We start from the raw sequence: 21,052 nt of genomic DNA on the forward strand, positions 1-21,052 counted from the left end.
AACGGGTGGGCGACTTCAAATCGGAATGGTGGGCGAGATCATCTCGGAATCCTGGGCGACATCGACCGGAATCCGCACTCACAGCTCCGGTGTGATTGTGCTTCGATCATCTTGGCCAGTGCGGACGGCAGGAACGGCTTCTCCAAGACGGGCACATCGCGGAACGCACTCGGTAGGGCTCGGATGAGTGCCCAGTCAGGAAGGAGAACGGCAGGCAACGCTGGTCCACTAAAAACACGGGAGCCGCTCATGGTCGAGTCGCGCTCCACCCAACCTGCCCGAGGAACCGGATGTGTCCACCTTTGCACACCGGGCTCCACAGGGCTCCACAGGGCAGACAGTCTCGCCTCGCATGGCACGCCGGAAAAAGAGAACCAGAACCAACTCAGACCGCCCGCGGCGATGGCCGGGCCAAGGCCGGTTCCGGCTCGCGAGCACCACCATGTGCTGCCGACATCTGTCACCCTGTACGGCTCGCGCCAGCGGGAGCACCGGGTTGGGATCATTCCGCTGCAACGGGTAGCTCTCTCCGCCTCACGGCGGGGCGGGGACCCCCAGGCCTTTCAGTGACTAAGTCATCCCGTCGCGTCGGCGTGTTCTTCGGCAGCGTCACGGCCTTCACGCAAGCTGTCATTGCGTCCCATGATGCCGCACCGGCATACACACCCATAGTCATGCCGAGCGGCAGGGCAACGCCCTCAATGGTGCCGTCTTCGACCTTGTGCCCGACCACGCTCGCGATCGTCCACGGTGTGTAGCCTACGCCGCCCTTCTCCAGACCGGCTACGGCACGGCGGATGAACCATCGCCGCCAACTGTGGAAGTCGATGTTGGATTGGCGTTGCTTCTCGTTGGCCTTCTCCTCGACACCCAGCCGTCGCCTCTCGCGAGTGAATGCCTGACTTACTGGAGCGGACCTATCGCGCTTCGAGTTGGGGCGTTGCTCTGGCAAGTCCTCAAAGAGGAAGTCATCCGGGCGCTTCCCGGCGCTGCGTGTCTCGATCAAGGTCGTGAGTAGCGGGTGGGCGGGGATCGTCCGCACGCCACTCGGCGTCTTAGATTTGGTCACCGCGATCCTACCCTCTGGGCAGTGCTTGACGCGCAGCCCCGCGATCTCGTGCACTCGCAGGCCACTGAGGGCAGAGAACAGCGACAATTCCCATTCGCGACGCAACCTGATGCCACGAAGCAGCGTCCGAACCTCATCATCCGTGAAGGGGCGCTTGTCGTCGCTGCTTTCCTCTGCCTCCCGCTTCTTGCTCTCTTGCAGCCGCTGTTCGCTCCAAGGGTTCTCCTTGATGCCGTGCCGTTTCCCCATCCAGCGCCAGTAGGAGTGCAGGCAAGAGATGTCCTTGTTGGCCGTCGTCACGTCCACCTTCGGTGCGATGTAACGGTCGTGGATGAAGCGACCCGCATCTGCTGTCTGGATTGCCTCGACTACGGGGCGGATTGCAGTCTCTCCGCACCATTGCACAAGTCGTGCAACGGCCCGGGTGATGTCGTCTTTGTAACCCACTGAGAATGGCCTCTCGGTGAACCAGCGGTCCAGCAGTGAGTTGAGTGGTGTCGCGAGCCCCAGCGCAATCGCGCCGAAAGCCTGCGCCATCTCCGGGCCGTGCTGGCGCTCGATCACGTCGGTCCAGTCATTCAGCGCCATTTGCACTTCGGTAGGGCCGGAGCCGCCCTGTCCCAGCGCTGCCTGTCGCGCGGCCTCGCGCCACCGCAGAGCTTCCTCCGTCAGTGGCGATTGCACCCCGGCCACCTTCTCCCCGCGCAGCATGGCCTTCAATCGGCGGACCACGTCCACCTTCTCCCGTTCGGCCTCCAGCGGATCGCGCGTCGCGAGCGCCTCTCTCAGCTTCGTGACGCCGACCTTCTTGATCAGCGCGGGTGGCACCCGCACGACGACACGGATGCGATTGCCGTGCCATTCGAGGTGGCGTCCCAGTCTCGGTCTCAGCATGAATTGATCACCCTCGGCGAGGCGAGGTGTCCCCCAAAGCGGCCCCCAATGTGTCCCCCAATTAGCCCGTCTAAGTCCTTGAGATCAAGGCGTTTCAATTGCTTAGGTGGGAGTTGGGGTGGGGTCCCACTCTCTCCGCCATTGCACGATTTTGTACGCCAATCTTCGATATTGGACTTTTCTGCGCACCATCGTGCGCTGTTGCCCCGGTCAGGCGCCCCAGAGTAGCTGACAATTACATTAGCCGGCGCAGATTTGCGGTGATGACAACAACGGCTAAGTAATTTCTCGCCGTCTTTCCTAGACGACAAAACCGGAATCGCGCACGCCCTTGCGGTGGCCTGTCCGGTGCCGGACGAGGTTTCCGTGACGATCGCGGTCCTGCGAATGTCTCCCGTTTGCTGGCTTGTCACAGACACTCTCTGTTTCATGTCGGCCGACCCTCGTGCTTGTCGGCGCGTGGCGTCTGACATCCGTGTGGAGTCCCGTTGCTGCACCAAGCAACCCCGCCCAAGCCCGCAGGCCGCCTCCGCGAGCGGCATTACCGCTCGATGTCCTGATCGCTTAACGCGCATGACGTCCGTCCCTTTGATCCGCCAGTATCATCGCTGCCAGCGGTGCTGCGACGTAGTGGCCAATATCGATCACCTTGACACCCGCGAGTGGACGATCGGTCGTCCCGGTGATGCGAAACCTCGTAAGGTCCTTTGAAGGCAGCAATTTGGTAAATGCAGCGACTGCTAGTCTTGTTTTCGCGGAGCGAAAATCACGCAAGTCGTTGTGCCGTGCGCAAGAAGCTTGCCCGTGTCATCGACGATGCGACCCTCGGCAGTAGCGCCTTGTCTGCCGCGGTGAACTACGACGCCCGAGGCGATAACAGGGCCCGGTCCCGGCTTTAGCGGACGGGTGAGATTCACAGTAAAGTTCGTTGTCGTATAACCCTCGCCTTCATTAAGTGTCGTATGGACGGCACAGGACATCGCCGAGCTCAAAATCACGGCGAGGTAACCACCGTGCACAACCCCTCCTGGGTTTGCGAACTGTGGTCCGGGCCAACCAGTAAACTCTGTGCTACCGTGCTCTGCCGCGGACAACTGGAAATTCAGTGGCATGCAGATGGGAGCGGCTGGCGCGCCTGTGCGCAAAAGCTCGCGGAAGAGCGCTAGCCCTCCATTCTCTCGCGATGCGGGACGCTCGTCGCTCATCGTCATGGTTTCCTCCCTTTTCAAGACAGCCGGCCTGCCATCTTCGGTTCCGACATATCGGCGGCGTGCTGCGTGCCGCCGTTGATACGTGGCGCTGCTTAGCTCAAGGGGCGGTCAGCGACGGCTTGAGCACGTATTTTCCCGTCGCCTGCCGCGCTTCCATGATGCGGTGAGCTTCGGTGGCCCCTTCGAGTGGCAGCCGCCCGGCAACCTCCACATGAAGGCGCTGTTCGATCACGAATCCTGCAACGGTGTCGAAGGCCTTCTGCGCTTGATCCGGCCGAGCCTTGAACCAGTGGCTGACGTAGTAGCCAATCACGGCTTGGTTCATCGGCATCAGGCGTTGGGCGATGAAAGAAGAGGGCTTCCTGCTGGCGGTCCCATAGACGACGAGGCGCCCGAATGGTGCGAGCGCGGCCAGAGCCTGGTCGAAAAATGCGCCTCCGACCATATCGAGAACCACATCGGCCCCGCGTCCGCCGGTGAGCCGCTTCACCTCGCGCGGCCAATCATCGGCGGTAGAGTCGATGGCGTGGTCGGCGCCCCGCGCCAAGGCTTGCTGCCGGCGTTCGGGTGTGCTGGCGCCGGCAATGACGCAGCCGGCGCCCAAAATCTTGGCGAGCTGAATTGCGTAGTTGCCAACGCCTCCGGCGCCGCCGGGAATGAAGACAGATTCGCCGGGCTTGAGCCGTCCAGCGTCCTTGAGCATTTGAAAAGCAGTCACGCCGGCAACGACAAGCGTGGAAGCGACGTCAAAATCGAGCCTTGGGTCCAGTTTGATGACGTTGTCGACGCCGGCGAGGGCGTACTCAGCGTAGCCGCCAAGACCGTCTCCGCCGAAAAACGCGAACACCCGATCACCGGGATGCAGCGTTGTGACACCCTCGCCAACGGCGTCGACGACACCGGCGGCTTCGCTGCCGAGGATCGCCGGCAAAGGTGTCCGCAGTGGATAGGGATCACCGCGCCGACGCACGATGTCGGCGTAGTTGACGCTCGCCGCTTCGATCCGGATGAGCACTTCGTCAGCCCCGGGCTGCGGTTTCAAAACCTCTTCCACCCGAAGCGCCTCAGCGTCGCCGTAGGCATGCAACAATACCGCCTTCATAGATCCCCACCCTCCATTATGACATTTGTCCTAACGTCTCTACGTCTATAGATAAGACGATCGTCCTAGTCAAACGCCCATGACAGCCCATTCACCGCGCGAACAGATGATTTTGGCCGCCATGTCTCTCTTTCAGAGAGAGGGCTATGCCGCGGCCTCATGGCGGCGGCTGGTCCAGGAGTCGGGAGCGCCCTGGGGTTCCGCCTATCACTATTTTCCGGATGGTAAGGAGCAGGTTGGAGTCGCCGCTCTCGAATGGGCTGCACAAAATGTCGCTGGGGGCATCGCGCAGTGCTTCCCCGAAGGCGGCCGCGCTGCGGAGGGTGTCCGCAAGTTGTTTGCGGGGAGCGCGGCACAGTTGGCAAAGTCCGGGTTCACCGCTGGCTGCCCCGTGTGCACCGTTGCATTGGAAACTGCACCCCAATCTCAGGCGCTCACCAAGGCATGCAAGAACGCTTTCGGTCTCTGGCACCAAACGATTGCTGATGGCTTGATCCGATGCGGAATGGCTCCGAAGAATGCGGAGACGCTCGCGCCAGTAATCTTGGCGGCCTTTGAAGGTGCTCTCATTCAGGCGCGCGTGGCGCAATCGCAGGAGCCTATGCGCGCGTGTGGAGCTCAGATTGCCCGGCTTTGCAATTGAGAGCTTCGACTGAAGCTCTACGTCCGTCGAGGGTCACGGCCGGGGAGGGCTGCTTCTTGCGCGAAGGGGAGACGAGTGCTCTGATGGCAAAGTTTTCCGATGTATTTCCAGTGTTGACGCACGGGACCGTTTGACCTTCTGGTCTCGATTGGGGCTTTCTCCAACTCTTCTGCCCGTCTCCAGCCCTTGGTAAGGCAATTGGTCCGTGGTAGCGCTCCCGCTACCACCTCCCGTCCCTCGCGCACGCCCGCGACGCCCCCTTCCATCGGCGATCGCCACCGACATGGGATGCTGTGTGGCTGTAGGCAAACGTCCCAATTTGTCACTCTCCAAACGGCGGCGTCAAAAACCCGCTCGCGATGCCGCAATCTGGCGGCAGTTCATTCCATCATTCAACCGATACATGCGTCACGGGAGACGACCTCATGAGCGTCTCGCGCGCCTTCGGCCGCCACAACGCGCCCCGACGCCGCGCCATGCAGAAACGCGCCTGTACACGGTCGCGTGAGCTCCATAACTTCGGCAGCGCAATTTGAGGAGATGCGACGTGGCGAAGAAGACGGCGACCAGGAAGAAAAGTGCTGCAAAGAAAGCAGCGAAGACCTCCAGCAAGAAAAGCGCCGTTCGCAAGAGCAAGGTCGCGAAGGCTGCAACGAAGCCGGTGAAGCGGGCCCCCCAGCGCAAATCATCAGCACCACGCCGCCCAAAAGGCCCGGCCTGGCAATGGTCGGCGGTCGAGACCGCAGCCGCAATCCGCTCCGGCGCCATCTCCGCGGTCGAGACCGTCGAGGCGCATCTGGAGCGGATGCGGGCCGTCAATCCGAGGCTGAACGCCGTCGTCGTCGATCTCTCGGAGGAGGCGCTGGCTGCGGCGCATGCGGCCGACAAGCGGCGCGCCAAAGGTGGTGAACTCGGCCTTCTGCATGGCGTACCGATCACGATCAAGGAGAATGTCGACTACGAAGGCCGTCCGAATTTCAATGGCGTTCCCGCCAACAAGGACCTCATCGCGCCGTCGGATTCGCCCGTGGTGCGCAACCTGAAGAAATCAGGCGCGGTCGTCATCGGCCTCACCAACACGCCGGAATTCTCCTTCCGCGGCTTCACCGACAATCCCTTGCACGGGCTGACGCTCAATCCATGGGATCCCAATATCACCTGCGGCGGCTCCTCGGGCGGTGCGGGTTCGGCGGTCGCCGCCGGCATCGGCACCATCGCGCACGGCAACGACATCGGCGGCTCGCTGCGCTGGCCGGCGCATTGCAACGGCGTTGCGACCATCAAGCCGACTCAGGGACGTATTCCGGCGTTCAATGCAAGCGCAACCGCCGAGCGGCCGATGCTGGCGCATCTGATGTCGGCGCAGGGGCCGCTCGCCCGCCACGTCGCCGACGTCAGGCTCGCGCTGGAGGTGATGAGCCAGCGCGATCCGCGCGATCCCTGGTGGGTGCCGGCGCCGCTGGTGGGTGCGAAGCCGAAGGGGCCGATCAAGGTCGCGCTGGCCAGGATTCCTGAGGACATGGACGTCGAGCCGTCTATCGCGGCGGCGTTGCGCCAGGCCGCCGATCATCTGGAGCGTTCCGGCTATCGGGTCAGCGAGGTCGATGTGCCCGACATCGACGGCGTCTGGCAGACCTGGTGCGACATCATCACCAACGAGACGATGGTGCTGCAGGAAGCCGGCATGCTGAAGGTGACGTCCGAAGACTTCCACAAGGCGTGGGGCGGCATGAAAGCCAAGGCCAACGTGCTCGACCTCAAGGCCTGGATGCAGGCGACCGCCGTGCGCAACGGCCATATCCGGGCCTGGCAGTTGTTCTTCGAGGAGTATCCGGTGGTGCTGGCACCGACCACCGTGAAGCCGATTCCGGGCCCGCGCGAGGACACTGTCAGCCCCGAGCGCGTGCGCGAGATTTTCTGGGGCGAGATCCGCTTCATCTCCGCGATTAACGTGCTGGGCCTGCCCGGCGCCGTGGTGCCGGTGGCGCTGCACGACGGCAAGCCGATCGGCGTGCAGCTCATTGCCGGGCGCTATCGCGAGGACCTCGCGCTCGATGCGGCGGCCGCGATCGAGAAGCGCGCCGGCGTGATGGCACATCGGCTGTGGGAACAGATGGACTGACAGGGAGCGAAGGTCTGAATCTTCTCCCCTGCACAAGGGGAGAAGAAAGCAACTCAGCCGGCTGCGCAAAGCTTCATTAGTCCAATTTGACTTGAATTTTAGCCAATTCCCCAACAAGTGTTAGGGTTACTTCCTCGATCTCTAGACGAATTATTGTCCGCTTTACCACCCGCCTCTAACAGAGGGACGGCGGACAACGCACATGCCTCATACAGGCCAATAAGTGCGGCCCGCTCCACGCGGAGGTGGCACGATGCGCAATGAGACGATCGCTATTCACGCAGGCTACGAGCCCGAAGCCACCACGCACGCGGTTGCCGTGCCGATCTACCAGACCGCGGCCTACGCCTTCGACAGCGCCGATCACGGCGCGGCGCTCTTCAATCTCGAGACCGAAGGCTATCGCTACAGCCGTATCGCCAATCCGACCAGCGCGGTGCTGGAGAAGCGCATCGCCGAGCTCGAGGGCGGCGTCGGCGCGCTTGCGGTCGCGACCGGGCAAGCCGCGCTGCATTTTGCCTTCGTCAACGTCGCCGATCACGGCGGCAACATCGTCTCCGTGCCGCAGCTCTACGGCACCACTCATACGCTGCTCGCGCACATCCTGCCGCGACAGGGCATCACCGGCCGTTTCGCCGAGAGCGACAAGCCCGACGCCATCGAAAAGCTGATCGACGAGAATACCCGCGCGGTGTTCGCCGAAACCATCGGCAATCCCGCCGGCAATGTCTGCGACATCGAAGCGCTGGCGAAGATCGCCCATGCGCATGGCGTGCCGCTGATCGTCGACAATACCGTGGCAACGCCCATCCTGCTCAAGCCGTTCGATTACGGCGCCGACATCGCCGTGCATTCGCTGACCAAGTTTCTGGGCGGCCACGGCACCACGCTCGGCGGCGCGATCGTCGACTCCGGAAATTTCCCCTGGGCCAAGCACGCCGACCGCTTCCCGGGCTACAACAAGCCGGACGCCTCCTATCACGGCCTCGTCTATGCCGAGCGCTTCGGCAAGACCGCCTATATCGAGCGCGCGCGCAGCATCTATCAGCGCACCATGGGTTCGGTGCTGTCGCCGTTCAACGCCTTCCTGCTGCTGCAGGGCATCGAGACCGTCGCGCTGCGCATGGAGCGCCACTGCGAGAATGCCCGCAAGGTCGCCGAATTCCTGCGCAAGGATCCGCGCGTGGCCTGGGTCAACTACACCGGCTTTCCGGACAGTCCCTATTATCCGCTGGTCCAGAAATATCTCGACGGCAACGCCTCGTCGCTGTTCACCTTCGGCATCAAGGGCGGCATGGAAGCCGGCAAGTCCTTCTACGATGCGTTGAACCTGATCACGCGCCTCGTCAATATCGGCGATGCCAAGTCGCTGGCCTGCCATCCGGCCTCGACGACGCACCGGCAGATGTCTGCCGAGCAGCAGCGGGTCGCCGGCGTTTTGCCGGAAACGATCCGCTTGTCGATCGGCATCGAGCATTGCCAGGACATCATCGAGGACCTCGACCAGGCCCTGGAAAAGGCCTGCCGGTCCGCGCGCCTCCAGGCCGCGGAGTAGGCGGCGGCGCCGATGACGATCCTGATCGACAGGGATCAAGGCATATCGAGCCCGGCGCTGGTGCCGGGGGCGGGCGATCTGGCGCGCGAGCACGGCGACACAGAGCTCACCATCGGATTGATCAACAACATGCCGGATCCGGCGCTGAAGGCGACCGAGCGGCAGTTCATGAAGCTGCTGCAAGCCGCAGCAGGTCCGCGCCGCATCCGCTTTCACTGCTTCTCGCTGCCCTCGGTCAAGCGCTCGCCGGAAGCGAAGTGGCATGTCGATAGCGAATATTCGGAACTCACCGAGCTCAGGCGCCACAGGTTCGACGGCCTGATCGTGACCGGCGCCGAGCCGATCGCGCCCGAGCTCGACCAGGAACCGTACTGGCGCGACCTCACCGAGCTGATCGACTGGGCCAAGGTCAACACGCGCTCGACGATCTGGTCGTGCCTCGCTGCGCACGCCGCGGTGCTGCATCTCGACCGCATCGAACGGCGGCCGCTCGCCGCCAAATGTCACGGCATTTTCGACTGCGAAGCCGTGATCGGCGATCCGCTGACGCGGGCCGCGCCTGCGCCGCTCAAGGTCTCGCATTCGCGCCTGAACGAGATCGCCGAGAGCGACCTCGCGCAGGCCGGCTACCAGGTGCTGACGCGTTCGGCAAAGGCCGGCGTCGACATCTTCGTCCGGCAATATGCCAGCCGCTTCGTGTTCTTCCAGGGCCATCCGGAATATGACGCGCTGTCGCTTCAGCGTGAATATCTGCGCGACATCGGCCGTTATCTCGCGCGTGAGCGCGACAATTATCCGCATTTGCCCGTGAGCTATTTTGACGCTGCGACGGAAGAGAAGCTGGTCCGCTTCGAGAAGCAGGCAAGGCACCAGCGCCACCCCGCGCTCAGCAACGAGCTGCCCGCGCTGAATTTGCGCACCGATATCGCCGCTGGCAGCGCCGCGGCGGCATTGTTCCGGAACTGGCTGCAATATCTCGGCGCGGGGACCGATGCGTCGGTGCTTGCGCGTTAGGTCGGGACGACGAGCTCGACGTTAGGACTAACGAAGTGTGAAGCTTGCCTCGAGCAGCGTACGAATGCTTCAGTGAGGGGCGGGACAGACAGGAAATGCGAGTCGTGTGGTCGGCACTCCAGGGACGCGTGAGCAATCGGCTGGCCCGGCATTTCCGCGCCGCGCCGCATCGGCTGCCCGCGAATGCGCCCATGGTGAGCTTCACCTTCGACGATGCCCCCGATAGCGCCGCAGGCGAGGGCGCCGGGCTTCTGGAGCAGCATGGCGGTCGCGGTACCTTCTATCTCGCCGGCAGCCTGGTCGATCGTCCCTCGGACCACTGGCACGGCCTGTCGAACGACGCCATCGTGCGGCTTCACCGGGCCGGACACGAGATTGCCTGCCACACCTTCTCGCACCAGAGCGCGGTCGGTCTCGACGAGACCGCCATGGCCCGGGAGATCGAGCGAAACCGCAGCCATTTTCGCGGCATTGATTCCTCGATCACGCTGGAAAATTTCGCTTACCCCTATGGCATCGCGTCGGTGTGGCGCAAGCCGCAGCTCGCCAAGACCTTCCGCTCGGCGCGCGGCATCCTTCCCGGAGTCAATCGCGACGTCATCGACCTCCAGTTCCTGCGCGCCTCGCCCCTGGTCGATCGCGAGATCAATACGACGGGTGTCGATCGCTATTTCGACGAGGCGGTCGAGAGCGGCGGATGGCTGATCTTCTACGGTCATGACGTCGCCGACGCGCCGAGCCCATATGGCTGCACGCCGCACCTGATGCGTCACGCGCTGCAGGCCGCCGGGAAGCGCGACATGCCGATCGTGACGGTCGCGGAAGCGCTGCGACGAATCGGCGCGTAAGAAAGTTTTCTTCCCACAAAGGGTGGGGGAAGGCGGCGTCCGGCGGAGCAAACGGTCTTGCCACGCCTGCGCGGTCATGCGACTGGCCTTGGGACGAATCTCACGGCCTCACCCCGACATGCCCATGTCCTCTCCTTCCACCGCTCCGCTGTCCGCGCCGGCTCAGGGCCGCGATGCGTTGTCGGTGCTGCGTTCGGTGTTCGGCCTGCCCGGGTTCCGCGGCGCGCAGGGTGAGATCATCCGGCACGTCACGGACGGCGGCAATTGCCTGGTGTTGATGCCGACCGGCGGCGGCAAGTCGCTGTGCTATCAATTGCCGGCACTGCTGCGCGAAGGCTGCGGTGTCGTGGTGTCGCCCTTGATTGCGCTGATGCGCGATCAGGTCGCCGCCATGCTCGAAGCAGGCGTCAACGCCGCCGCGCTGAACTCGTCGCTGACCCCGCAGGAAGCGTCCGACATCGAGCGGCGCCTGATCGCGGGTGATCTCGACCTGCTCTATGTCGCGCCGGAACGGCTGCTGACGCCGCGCTGCCTGGCGCTGCTGGCGCGGGCGAAGGTGGCGCTGTTCGCTATCGACGAGGCGCATTGCGTCTCGCAATGGGGCCATGATTTCCGCCCCGAATATGTCGGCCTGTCGGTCATCGCCGAGCGTTTTCCCGACGTTCCCCGCATCGCGCTGACCGCGACTGCCGACGAATTGACCCGCAAGGAAATCGTCGAGCGGCTTCACCTTGCAGACAGTCCGCACTTCGTCTCGAGCTTCGATCGTCCCAACATCCGTTACGAGATCGTCGACAAGCGCAACGCGGTGTCGCAGCTCAAGGATTTCATCCGGGAGCGTCACGCGGGAGATGCGGGCGTCGTCTATTGCCTGTCCCGCAAACGGGTCGAGGAGGTCGCCGCCGCGCTCGACGATGCCGGCATTGCCGCCTTGCCATACCACGCCGGGCTCGACAGCAGCGTGCGCTCGCGCAACCAGGACCGCTTCCTCAACGAGGACGGCATCGTCATCGTCGCGACCATCGCTTTCGGCATGGGCATCGACAAGCCGGACGTGCGTTTCGTCGCGCATCTCGATCTGCCCAAGAGCATCGAGGCCTATTACCAGGAGACGGGGCGCGCCGGCCGTGACGGCAAGCCGTCGGCGGCCTGGATGGCCTACGGTCTCTCGGACATCGTGCAGCAGCGCCGTATGATCGACGAGTCGAGCGGCTCCGACGAATTCAAGCGGGTCTCGATCGGCAAGCTCGATGCGCTTGTTGGCCTGGCCGAAACGCCGCACTGCCGGCGCCGGCGGCTGCTCGCCTATTTCGGCGAGATCGTGATGGGCGAGGGCTGCGGCAATTGCGACAATTGCCTGATGCCGCCGAAAATGCGCGACGGCAAGGTGCTGGCGCAAAAACTGCTATCCTGTGCCTATCGCACCGGGCAGCGCTTCGGCGCGATGCACCTCATCGACGTGCTGATCGGACGGCTCACCGAGAAGGTGACGCAGTTCGGTCACGACAAGCTCACCGTCTTCGGCATCGGACGCGAGCTCAACGAAAAGCAGTGGCGCACGGTGCTGCGGCAGCTCGTGGCGATGGGACATTTGCTGAGTGACAGCGAAGCGTTCGGCGCGCTTAAGCTGACGGATTCGTCGCGCGGCGTGCTGCGGGGCGAAACGGAAGTGTGGCTGCGCGAAGAAGCGCCCGGCGCCCGGATCCGTTCGAGCCGCGCCAAGTCCCGCCGCGGTGATCTTGCGCCTGCGGCCGGCGCGGCGCAGGGCGATGTCGATCCTGAATTGCGCGCGCGGCTACGAGCATGGCGCTCGGAGATTGCCCGCGCACGTGGCGTGCCGGCCTACGTCGTGCTGCACGACGCCACCATCGACGGCATCGTTCGCGCATGGCCGACCACGCTGGACGAGCTGCGCAATGTGCCCGGCATCGGCGACAAGAAGCTCGAGCATTACGGCGACGAGCTGCTGCAGATTGTCAGGACGCGGTAGGGCGCGCCACACCCCCGCCGTCATCCCGGACAAGCGCAGCGAAGCGGAGCGCCGATCCGGGATCCATAGCCAGGCCGTAGGAAAAGGCACGCTGACTGCCTCAGCGTGTTTCAACAATTGGCAGTCGGGGTAATGGGTCCTGGCTTTCGCCAGGACGACACTCGTGGGGAGGTGCGCGCCGCCTCACATCACCGACGCGCTAGCCGTTCCGGAACGCATACCCGTAGCCGTTCAGCGCCGGTGCACCGCCGAGATGGGCGTAGAGGATCTTCGCGCCCTTCTCGAAATAGCCCTTTTGCGTAAGGTCGATCAGGCCCTGCATCGACTTGCCCTCGTAGACGGGATCGGTGATCATGGCTTCGAGACGCGCGGTGAGGCGGATCGCCTCCTTGGTCTCTTCCGACGGCACGCCGTAGGCTGGATAAGCGTAGTCCTCGATCAGAACGACGTCGTCTGCGACGAGATCCTGGCCGAGTTCGACAAGCTTGGCCGTGTTCTGCGCGATCGAGAGCACCTGCGCCTTGGTCTGCGCCGGGGTGAACGACGCGTCGATGCCGATCACCTTTCGCGCGCGGCCATCGGCGGCGAAGCCGACCAGCATGCCGGCATGGGTGGAGCCGGTGACGGTGCAGACCACGATGTAGTCGAACTTGAAGCCGAGCTCGGCTTCCTGCTTGCGCACTTCTTCGGCGAAGCCGACATAGCCGAGCCCACCGAATTTGTGCACGGAGGCGCCGGCGGGAATCGCGTAGGGCTTGCCGCCCGCCGCCTTCACCTCCTCGATGGCCTCCTCCCAGCTCTTGCGAATGCCGATATCGAAGCCGTCGTCGACCAGGCGCACGTCGGCGCCCATGATGCGCGACAGCATGATGTTGCCGACGCGGTCATAGACGGCGTCCTCGTGCGGCACCCAGGCTTCCTGCACCAGGCGGCACTTCATGCCGATCTTGGCAGCGACCGCCGCGATCATGCGGGTGTGGTTGGACTGCACGCCGCCGATCGAGACCAGCGTGTCGGCGTTCGAGGCGATCGCGTCGGGGATGATGTATTCGAGCTTGCGCAGCTTGTTGCCGCCATAGGCGAGCCCGGAATTGCAGTCCTCGCGCTTGGCGTAGACCTCGACATTGCCGCCGAGATGCTTCGAGAGCCGCTCCAGCTTCTCGATGGGCGTCGGACCAAAGGTCAGCGGATAGCGCGCGAATTTTTCGAGCATCGTCAGGTCATCCCGATTGGCGTTAAATGTCTGCGAAAACACTAACATCGCGCCGCAAAAAGGTGCTTTCAAATATTGCGCGTTTATTGCGCTCGATCTTGCGATAAGGGCGCCAATATGTGCTATTCCTTCCGGAATAGACGCTCGCCACGGAAGCTTCTTCCATGTCCGCCCGCCTCGACCGTATCGACCTTAAGATGTTGCGATTGCTGCAAAATAACGGCCGGCTCAGCAACGCCGAGCTGGCCGAAACCGTCGCCATCAGTCCCGCCACCTGTCATCGCCGCACCCAACGCCTGTTCGAGCACGGCTTCATCGCCGCCGTCCGCGCCATGGTCGCGCCGAAGAAGGTGGCAAAGGGCACGCTGGTGATGGTCGGCGTCGTGCTCGACCGTTCGACGCCGGAGAGCTTTGCGATCTTCGAGCAGGCGATCACCAGGCTGAAATTCGTGCTCGACTGCCACCTCGTCGCCGGCGACTTCGACTATTTCCTCAAGATCCGCGTCGGCGACATGGAGGACTTCAACCGTATCCATGGCGAGCAGCTGATCGCGCTGCCCGGCGTGCGCCAGACCCGCACCTTCTTCGTGATGAAGGAAGTCGTCGACAACGCACCGCTGGAGTTTTGAACGGCCTCACAACGCCTGTTCGACGATGCCGTCCGCGACCTGCTCCCGTCCGGCGTCCTCCGGTCGCATCGCGATCACCGCGATCAGCCCGAGGCCGACGCCGATCATCACATAGAAGATCGGCGCCAGCGGGGAGCCGGTGAGCGCGATCAGCCATGTCACGAAGAACTGGGCAAAGCCGCCGAATACCAGCACCGCGACATTGTTGACGATGGCAAGCGCGGTCGAGCGGACGCGGATCGGGAACAGCTCGACCAGCGTGGTGCAGTAGACGCCGAGGAAGAAGGCGCTGAAGAAGCCGATGACGACCTGGGCGACCAGGAGCCTTGCGATCGACGGCTCGGAGATCACCCAGCTATAGAGCGGATACAGCGAGACGAAATAGCCAATGAGCGAGACCAGCAGCAGCGGCCTGCGCGGGTAGCGGTCGGAGACGGCGCCGGCAACGGGAACGACGATCACCATCACGATCGCCGCGATCATCTGAACCAGGAAGCTCTGCATCAGCGGCAGCTTCAGCACCTCCTTGGCGTAGGTCACGGTGTAGCCGAAGGTGACGTAGAACGACACGGCGCTTGCCACCACCATGCCCATGCCGATCAGGAAATTGCGGCCGGGATTCTTCAGCGCGGCGATGAAATCTTCCTTGTGCACCGTCGCCATGCTGCGCCGGGACGCTTCGGGCTCGATGACGCTGGCGCGCATATAAAGCAGGATCGGAACGATCACGAGGCCGACGAAGAAGGGGATACGCCAGGCGCCGGCGGCAAGCTGCTCCTGCGTGAAGGTCAGCGTCAGGGCGGCGCCCAGCACTGCGCCGAGCACGTTGGCCATGAGCTGGCCGGCGATTTGCCACGAGCCATAGAAGCCGGTGCGGCCGGGAGGCGCCGCTTCGATCAGATAGGCGGTCGAGGTACCGAACTCGCCGCCGACCGAAAAGCCCTGTAACAGCCGCGCCAGCAGCACGATCAGGGGTGCCCCAATGCCGGCTGTCGCGTAGGTCGGCGTCAATGCCAACAGCGCGACCGACAGCGCCATGATGCCCATGCCGAGCGTCATCGCCGCCTTCCGCCCCTTGCGATCGCCGAAATAGCCGAGCACGAGGCCGCCGATCGGCCGCATGAAGAAACCGGTGCCGAACAGCGCGGTCGTCAGCAGCAGCGCGTTGATCTCACTGCCCGGAATTTTGGGGTCGACCGGAAAGAACAGGTTCTTGATGACCGGTGTCATCAGCGCGAACACGGTGAAGTCGTACCACTCCATTGCGTTGCCGGCGACCGCGGCCACGATGGCCTTCCTGTTCGTCTGCATCTCTCGCTTGCCTGTCCGGTTGTGCCTATTCGGCGGGTTGATGGGTGGCGTCGGCATCCTGCCATTCGTCGCCGGCGAGTTCCGGCGTTGCGAAGGCCTTGAGGTTGGCGAAATGAATCTCGCGATCCTCGACGAAGAGGCGGCGGACGATGCCGCGCGCGAGCCGGTCGGCGCCCTCGCTGATCGCCGGAATATCGCCGGAAAGTTTCCCGTGGCTCAGCGTCGCCGGATAGTTGAAACAGTGCAGCCGTGCCAGCATCGGGCAGGCGCCTGACTGCTTCTCCAGGAACTGAAAGCTGTCGCCGAGGTCGGGCGAGTTTTCCAGCTCCGCATTGTTCATGCCGTCAGGCGTCGGGAAGCGATCGCTCCAGAAGCGGATATGCGGCGCGAACGCGGCAAGCTCGTCGCGCAACGCGAGGTCGACCTTGAAGCCGGTGCCGAAGATGATGAAGTCGGTCGCATAGCGGCCCTTCGGCGTCGTCACCATGAGATGATCCTCTTTGACGACGAGATCATCGATCGGGCTTGCGAGATGGAAATGCGCCTGCGGATAGGCGGAGACGCGCAGCACGCTCTGCCGCGGCGGCGGCGTCTGCGCTTTCAGCGTGTGATCGAGGAAGCGCCATTTCCAGTCGTCCGTCAGGCCGGCAAAGCCGTGCACGACCCCCTGGCTGCCGATGCCGGTGAATTTGTTGACGCGCGGGATGTCTGCGCGCCGGATGAAGAGATCGAGGCGCGCGGCGCCCGCCTCCAGCGCCATCGCCGCGTTGTCCATCGCGGATGCGCCCGCGCCGACGACGGCCACGCGCCTGCCGCGAATCTTTTCGAAGTCGATCGGGTCGGAGGAATGGGCCCAGAAGCGGCGGTCGATGCCGTCGGCGAGCGGCGGCACGTAAGCGCCGCCGAGGCCGTCGCGCCCCGTCGCCAGCACGACGTGACGCGCGAGAATGTGTCGCGACGTGCCATCTTCGCTGATTTCAAGCTCGAACAATTCATCGGGGCGCGCGTGGATACGCTCAACGGAGACCCCGTTGCGGACCGGCAGGCCCAGCACTTTGCGGTACCATATCAAGTAATCCATCCATACCGTGCGCGGCGCGCGGTCGAGCGCCTGCCAGGCTTGCTCGCCATATTGCGCCTCGTAGAAGGCGCGGAAGGTCAGCGCCGGCATGCCCATCGCGGGGCCGGTCAATTCCTTGGGTGAGCGCAGCGTCCGCATCCGCGCGAACGTGACCCAGGGACCTTCCTCGCCTGCGCACGCGCGGTCGAGCACGAGCTGGTTGTCGACGCCGAGACGCTTGAGCATGGCGGAGGCGACGAGGCCGGCCATGCCGGCACCGACGATGACGACGTCGACGACGCCCTCGCCATCGACGACGCGGCGGGGCACCCATGACTTGGCCGGCAGTTCGAGCCAGGCCAGATCCTGCTTCAGGCGCGCTTCAAGTGCCCCGAGGCCCGCCGCACCAGGTGTCATCGTCGTCATGAGGGAGCTTTCTCGAATTTAGTGGTTTCGTCGCCGGCCTCGGCTAGCGCGGTGGCGCCGCTATGCAGCCTTGCGCCAGGCATCAGCGCGACCGCGGCGCGCAGAGCGCCGTTGAGTGCGGCAACCGTCGGCGTCAGCTCGCGCCCGGTCGGCGCAATCGCGGCGAACAGGAACGAAATGGACACATCCAACGGCCGGGTGACGACGCCTTCAACCGGCAGGCTGGAAGTCAGCACCGGCTCGACCACGGCGATGCCGAGCGACTGCTTGGCCATGGCAATCGCCGTCAGTGAAGCGTTGGTGTCGATGACCTCAGCGGGCACGACACCTTCACGCTCCAGCGCCTCCTCCACGCGGCGGCGAAGCCGGTAGGGGTTGGCCATCGTCAGCAGCCGGACGCCACCAAGATCCTTCAGGCGAATGACCTTCTTCTTCGCCAGCGGGTGATCCATCGCGAGGCACGCAACGCACGGCACCTCGCAGACCCACTGCACATCGAGTCCGGGATGCTGGATCGGCAGGCTCGCAAGACCGAAATCGACCGACTGCGACAGCACCGATTGAACCACATTCTCGGCCGAGAGCGCCTGCACGTGGATCTGGCTTGGTAGCAACTCGCGTTCGAGCGCTGCGAGCGCAGCCGGGACGAAGCCGGCCGCCAGCGCCGGGATCGCCGCCAGGCTGAGCACGGGAAGCGCACCCGCGCCGATCGCGTTGGCACGCTGGCGGATGTGCTTCAGGCCCATCAGAAGCCGCTCGACCTCAGCATGAAACAGGATGCCTTTCGGTGTCGGGCTGATGCGCGGGCCATTCCGGGTGAACAGGAGATAGCCGACGTCGGCCTCGAGATCCTGGATCTGACGCGTCGTGACCGGCTGCGAACGGCCGAGCAACCGCGCCGCACCGGTGATGCTGCCGGCCGACATCACGGCGACGAAGGCCTCGAGAAGGCGAATGTCGATAACGTCCTGGTTCATGGTCTGGTTGTCCGAATTATGCGAATATAGAATGAACAATATTTCTTGATGTGCAATAGGTATTATGAGAAGTTGAGGTCATGTCGATGGAGCCAAACCCCTTGCGCCACCACAATCCGGCCGGACCGGCTTATCGGCGCGGCTGGGTCGATGAGGCCGTGGCGGCGATCGAAGCCGACCAGTGCCGCACGGCCGACACGCATCTGATCCGGCTGATCGTGCCGGCGCTATCAGGCATCGACATCTATCTGAAGGACGAGTCCACGCATCCGACCGGCAGCCTGAAGCACCGGCTCGCGCGCTCGCTCTTCCTTTACGCGCTCTGCAACGGCCACATCCGCGAAGGCACGCCCGTCGTCGAAGCCTCGTCGGGATCGACCGCGGTGTCGGAAGCCTATTTCGCACAGATGATCGGCGTGCCCTTCTACGCCGTGATGCCGCGCACGACCTCGGCGGAGAAGATCGCCGCGATCGAGCATTATGGCGGCAACTGCCATCTGATCGATGACGGCCGTGCACTCTATGCGGAAGCGGCGGCGCTCGCCGTGCGCCTGAACGGCCACTATATGGACCAGTTCACTTTCGCCGAGCGCGCCACCGACTGGCGCGGCAACAACAACATCGCCGAATCGATCTTCACGCAATTGAAGGGTGAGACGCGTCCGTTGCCGGACTGGATCGTGATGGGCGCTGGCACCGGTGGCACCTCGGCCACGCTCGGACGCTATCTGCGCTATCGCCAGTACCCGACGCGGCTCTGCGTTGCCGATGTCGAGCATTCCGCCTTCTTCGACTGCTTCCGCTCGCAGGACCGCTCCCATGTCTGCGAGCGGCCTTCGCTGATCGAAGGCGTCGGTCGGCCGCGCTGCGAACCCTCCTTCGTGCCGGGCGTCGTCGATCGCATGATGAAGATCCCGGATGTCGCAACGATCGCAGCGATGAACGTGCTGTCGCGCCGGCTCCGCCGGCCGGTCGGCGGCTCGACCGGCACCAATTTCCTGGCGCTGTGCCGCATTGCCTCGGAGATGAGCAGCGCCGGCCAAACCGGATCGCTGGTCACGCTGATCTGCGATTCCGGCGAGCGCTACCGGCAGACCTATTATGATCCCGCGTGGCTGAAAGCTCGAGGCTTTGATCCGATGCCGATCGAGGCCGCCCTGTCGGCGTTTCTCGATACGGCGCAGCCGCCGGCGCTCGCCGTCGAGGACGTCGCCAATCCACAGACCTTGCGGAGCAGTGCTTGACCACGCTGATCGAAACCATTGTCGGCGTGCCCGCGGCGTCGTGGCTCGGCCACGCTCTGAACGCCCGCACCGAGATTTTGCGCCTCAGCGAAGCAGCCCATGACGCGGTGCTGCTGCCGCGCGAGCCCGGCGGTCTGAGCCACGGCTTGCGGGCGGCACTCGCGGCGCGGATGTGCCGGCATGTCGGCGACGAGGCGCTGACCGCGCACTACGACTCCTATCTGGCGCATTCGAGCGATCTTGACTTCGCCGTGCTCGCCCGGCCCGGCGGTGTGTGTGGCGATCCCCTGCACGATGCCATGGCCCGCCACGCCGATCTGCTGACGCTTTCGCCGCGCGAGTCGACGCGACAGGACATCGCGGCGCTGAAGGCGGCCGGCGTCAGCGAGGCCGATATCGTGCGGCTGTCCGAGCTTGGCGCCTTCGTGAACTACCAGCTGCGGGTCCTTGCCGGCCTCAGGCTCCTGAAAGAGGTCGAAGCCTGATGAGCGAGGTCGTCCACAACTTCACTACCACGATCCCGACCTGGTCGCCTTATGTCACGCCGGTCGAGCTCGCCTCGGCGACGCCCGAGCAGCTCGCGGCGATGAAGGTCACCCCCTCCAACAAGGGCGTCTCGCCTTACGTGCTGACGCTGGCGCATGACCCGGAGTCGCTCGCGGTGCGCTCGCCGCTGTTCAACCTCATTATGTATGGCAAGGACGGACTGTCCCCGGCGGAGCGCGAGCTCGGCGCGCTGAGTGCCTCGGTCGTCAACCGCTGCATCTATTGCGCCGCCGTGCACGCCTCACGCTTCATCAATTACTCCGGGCGCAAAGAGGTCGTCGAGGAGATCTTTACCGACGAGCGCGATGCCACGCTGGAGGCACGCGAGCAGGCCCTGTTCAATTTCGCTACAAAACTCTCGACGACTCCGATCGAAGCGAGCGCAGACGATGCGCGCGCACTTGGCGAGGCCGGGCTCAGCGAGCTTGAGCAGCTCGACCTGGTGCTGTCGGCCGCGATCTTCGGCTGGGCCAACCGGCTGATGCATACGCTGGGCGAGCCGCTGGTGCGGCCGGAGGCATCGTAACCGACGCCATCGGGTCGCTCGCCGCGAACCGAATGTCACGGCAACTTCACTTGCCTTGCGCGCGCGTGCGGGCGAGTTTCGCGGCTTCTCAACGAGGAGACCTGCCGTGCGCCTTCCCATTCTCGATCCGAAAGACCTGAGTGCCGAACAGAAGCCGCTCTACGACGACATGCGAGCCGGCATCAAGGATCACTTCAAGGGCTTTGTGAACATGCGCGACGATGGCGCGCTGCTCGGGCCCTGGAATCCATGGATCCGCGAGCCGCGGTTCGGCAAGCCAGTGTGGGAGCTGGTCAAGGCGATCGCGGCGAACCCGCTGCTGCCGGCGCCGGTGCGTGAGGTCGCGATCCTCGTCACCGGCTCGCATTTCCGCTCCGGCTACGAGCTCTATGCGCATGTGCTGGTCGCCGAGCAGCGCGGCCTCTCCGACGAGAAGCTCGCGACCATCGTCGCCGGACAGCGGCCGGTCGATCTCACCAAGCAGGAGGCGGTCGCCTACGATGTGGCGTCCGCATTGGTCAGCGGCGGCGTGCTGCCGGAACTGACTTATCGGGCCGCCGTCAAGGAATTCGGCGAGCACGGCGCGGCCGAACTGTCCTATCTCGTCGGCATTTACTGCATGGTGTCGGTGACGCTCAACACGTTCGACGTGCCGGTGCCAGACTGACCACG

Annotated in this window: 19 protein-coding genes; 11 read left to right on the forward strand and 8 right to left on the reverse strand. The window is 64.2% G+C overall.

All coding sequences use genetic code 11. The features are described 5' to 3' along the window. Window positions 1-502: 502 nt before the first annotated feature. The 4 genes from AC0L3K_RS35435 to AC0L3K_RS35450 form a co-directional block, all read right to left on the reverse strand. A complete protein-coding gene (locus tag AC0L3K_RS35435; RefSeq protein WP_473367750.1) occupies window positions 503-1,963 on the reverse strand; it encodes a tyrosine-type recombinase/integrase in 1,461 nt (486 codons plus the stop codon). Between the two features lie 564 nt (window positions 1,964-2,527). Then, entirely contained in the window at window positions 2,528-2,737 is a 210-nt protein-coding gene (locus AC0L3K_RS35440) for a CoA transferase (protein ID WP_473367751.1), read from the reverse strand. Beyond that, the gene (locus AC0L3K_RS35445; protein ID WP_007599122.1) at window positions 2,704-3,174 is read right to left on the reverse strand and encodes a PaaI family thioesterase; all 471 of its coding nucleotides are present in this window, start codon (window positions 3,172-3,174) and stop codon (window positions 2,704-2,706) included. Before AC0L3K_RS35445 ends, AC0L3K_RS35440 begins: the two co-directional genes overlap by 34 nt. 97 nt (window positions 3,175-3,271) lie before the next feature. Continuing rightward, a complete protein-coding gene (locus tag AC0L3K_RS35450; protein ID WP_007599127.1) occupies window positions 3,272-4,276 on the reverse strand; it encodes a quinone oxidoreductase family protein in 1,005 nt (334 codons plus the stop codon). A gap of 79 nt (window positions 4,277-4,355) precedes the next feature. On the opposite strand from AC0L3K_RS35450, the gene AC0L3K_RS35455 reads away from it, so the two are divergent. From AC0L3K_RS35455 to recQ, 6 genes are all read left to right on the forward strand, one after another. Then, window positions 4,356-4,919 carry a TetR/AcrR family transcriptional regulator gene (locus AC0L3K_RS35455; RefSeq protein ID WP_007599128.1) on the forward strand — a complete coding sequence of 188 codons (564 nt, stop codon included), beginning with the start codon at window positions 4,356-4,358 and terminating at the stop codon, window positions 4,917-4,919. 547 nt (window positions 4,920-5,466) lie between these two features. Then, window positions 5,467-7,041 carry an amidase family protein gene (locus AC0L3K_RS35460; RefSeq protein WP_473367752.1) on the forward strand — a complete coding sequence of 525 codons (1,575 nt, stop codon included), beginning with the start codon at window positions 5,467-5,469 and terminating at the stop codon, window positions 7,039-7,041. A gap of 253 nt (window positions 7,042-7,294) precedes the next feature. Continuing rightward, window positions 7,295-8,596 (forward strand): O-acetylhomoserine aminocarboxypropyltransferase/cysteine synthase family protein, encoded by a 1,302-nt coding sequence (locus AC0L3K_RS35465; protein WP_473367753.1) that lies wholly within the window; start codon window positions 7,295-7,297, stop codon window positions 8,594-8,596. Between the two features lie 12 nt (window positions 8,597-8,608). Beyond that, window positions 8,609-9,610, forward strand: coding sequence for a homoserine O-succinyltransferase MetA (gene metA, locus AC0L3K_RS35470; RefSeq protein WP_473367754.1), 1,002 nt, complete (start codon window positions 8,609-8,611; stop codon window positions 9,608-9,610). A 104-nt stretch (window positions 9,611-9,714) separates the two neighbouring features. Then, complete coding sequence (locus AC0L3K_RS35475) at window positions 9,715-10,458, forward strand: polysaccharide deacetylase family protein (protein WP_088941380.1); 744 nt, start codon at window positions 9,715-9,717, stop codon at window positions 10,456-10,458. Window positions 10,459-10,582: 124 nt separating this feature from the next. Then, complete coding sequence (recQ, locus tag AC0L3K_RS35480; RefSeq protein WP_035993930.1) at window positions 10,583-12,448, forward strand: DNA helicase RecQ; 1,866 nt, start codon at window positions 10,583-10,585, stop codon at window positions 12,446-12,448. A gap of 199 nt (window positions 12,449-12,647) precedes the next feature. On the opposite strand, the gene AC0L3K_RS35485 is transcribed toward recQ, so the two are convergent. After that, window positions 12,648-13,661: a 1-aminocyclopropane-1-carboxylate deaminase gene (locus AC0L3K_RS35485; protein ID WP_007599136.1), complete on the reverse strand. Its 1,014-nt coding sequence runs from the start codon at window positions 13,659-13,661 to the stop codon at window positions 12,648-12,650. 164 nt (window positions 13,662-13,825) lie between these two features. Here AC0L3K_RS35485 and AC0L3K_RS35490 point away from each other — a divergent pair, with 164 nt between their 5' ends. Then, window positions 13,826-14,290: an Lrp/AsnC family transcriptional regulator gene (locus AC0L3K_RS35490; RefSeq protein ID WP_007599137.1), complete on the forward strand. Its 465-nt coding sequence runs from the start codon at window positions 13,826-13,828 to the stop codon at window positions 14,288-14,290. A gap of 6 nt (window positions 14,291-14,296) precedes the next feature. Here AC0L3K_RS35490 and AC0L3K_RS35495 read toward each other — a convergent pair whose 3' ends face one another. Genes AC0L3K_RS35495 through AC0L3K_RS35505 form a run of 3 tightly spaced genes read right to left on the reverse strand, consistent with a single transcriptional unit; the run spans window position 14,297 to window position 18,064 of the window. After that, on the reverse strand, window positions 14,297-15,601 hold the full coding sequence (locus AC0L3K_RS35495; protein ID WP_007599138.1) for a citrate-proton symporter: 1,305 nt from the start codon (window positions 15,599-15,601) through the stop codon (window positions 14,297-14,299). A gap of 25 nt (window positions 15,602-15,626) precedes the next feature. Next, window positions 15,627-17,087 carry an NAD(P)-binding domain-containing protein gene (locus tag AC0L3K_RS35500; RefSeq protein WP_473367755.1) on the reverse strand — a complete coding sequence of 487 codons (1,461 nt, stop codon included), beginning with the start codon at window positions 17,085-17,087 and terminating at the stop codon, window positions 15,627-15,629. Continuing rightward, window positions 17,084-18,064, reverse strand: a complete 981-nt coding sequence (locus AC0L3K_RS35505) for a LysR family transcriptional regulator (protein ID WP_473367756.1) — start codon at window positions 18,062-18,064, stop codon at window positions 17,084-17,086. Before AC0L3K_RS35505 ends, AC0L3K_RS35500 begins: the two co-directional genes overlap by 4 nt. A gap of 86 nt (window positions 18,065-18,150) precedes the next feature. Between AC0L3K_RS35505 and AC0L3K_RS35510 the strand changes: the two genes are divergently transcribed. The 4 genes from AC0L3K_RS35510 to AC0L3K_RS35525 all read left to right on the forward strand — a co-directional run bounded on the left by AC0L3K_RS35510 (window position 18,151) and on the right by AC0L3K_RS35525 (window position 21,047). Further along, a complete protein-coding gene (locus AC0L3K_RS35510; protein WP_473367767.1) occupies window positions 18,151-19,308 on the forward strand; it encodes a PLP-dependent cysteine synthase family protein in 1,158 nt (385 codons plus the stop codon). Continuing rightward, entirely contained in the window at window positions 19,305-19,793 is a 489-nt protein-coding gene (locus AC0L3K_RS35515) for a CMD domain-containing protein (protein WP_473367757.1), read from the forward strand. The genes AC0L3K_RS35510 and AC0L3K_RS35515 overlap by 4 nt, the downstream gene beginning before the upstream one ends. After that, complete coding sequence (locus AC0L3K_RS35520) at window positions 19,793-20,380, forward strand: peroxidase-related enzyme (RefSeq protein ID WP_354159956.1); 588 nt, start codon at window positions 19,793-19,795, stop codon at window positions 20,378-20,380. The genes AC0L3K_RS35515 and AC0L3K_RS35520 overlap by 1 nt, the downstream gene beginning before the upstream one ends. A 106-nt stretch (window positions 20,381-20,486) precedes the next feature. Further along, window positions 20,487-21,047: a carboxymuconolactone decarboxylase family protein gene (locus AC0L3K_RS35525; protein WP_007599144.1), complete on the forward strand. Its 561-nt coding sequence runs from the start codon at window positions 20,487-20,489 to the stop codon at window positions 21,045-21,047. The last annotated feature ends 5 nt before the right edge of the window (window positions 21,048-21,052 follow it).

It is taken from the genome of Bradyrhizobium sp. MI1.10 (genome assembly GCF_055811035.1).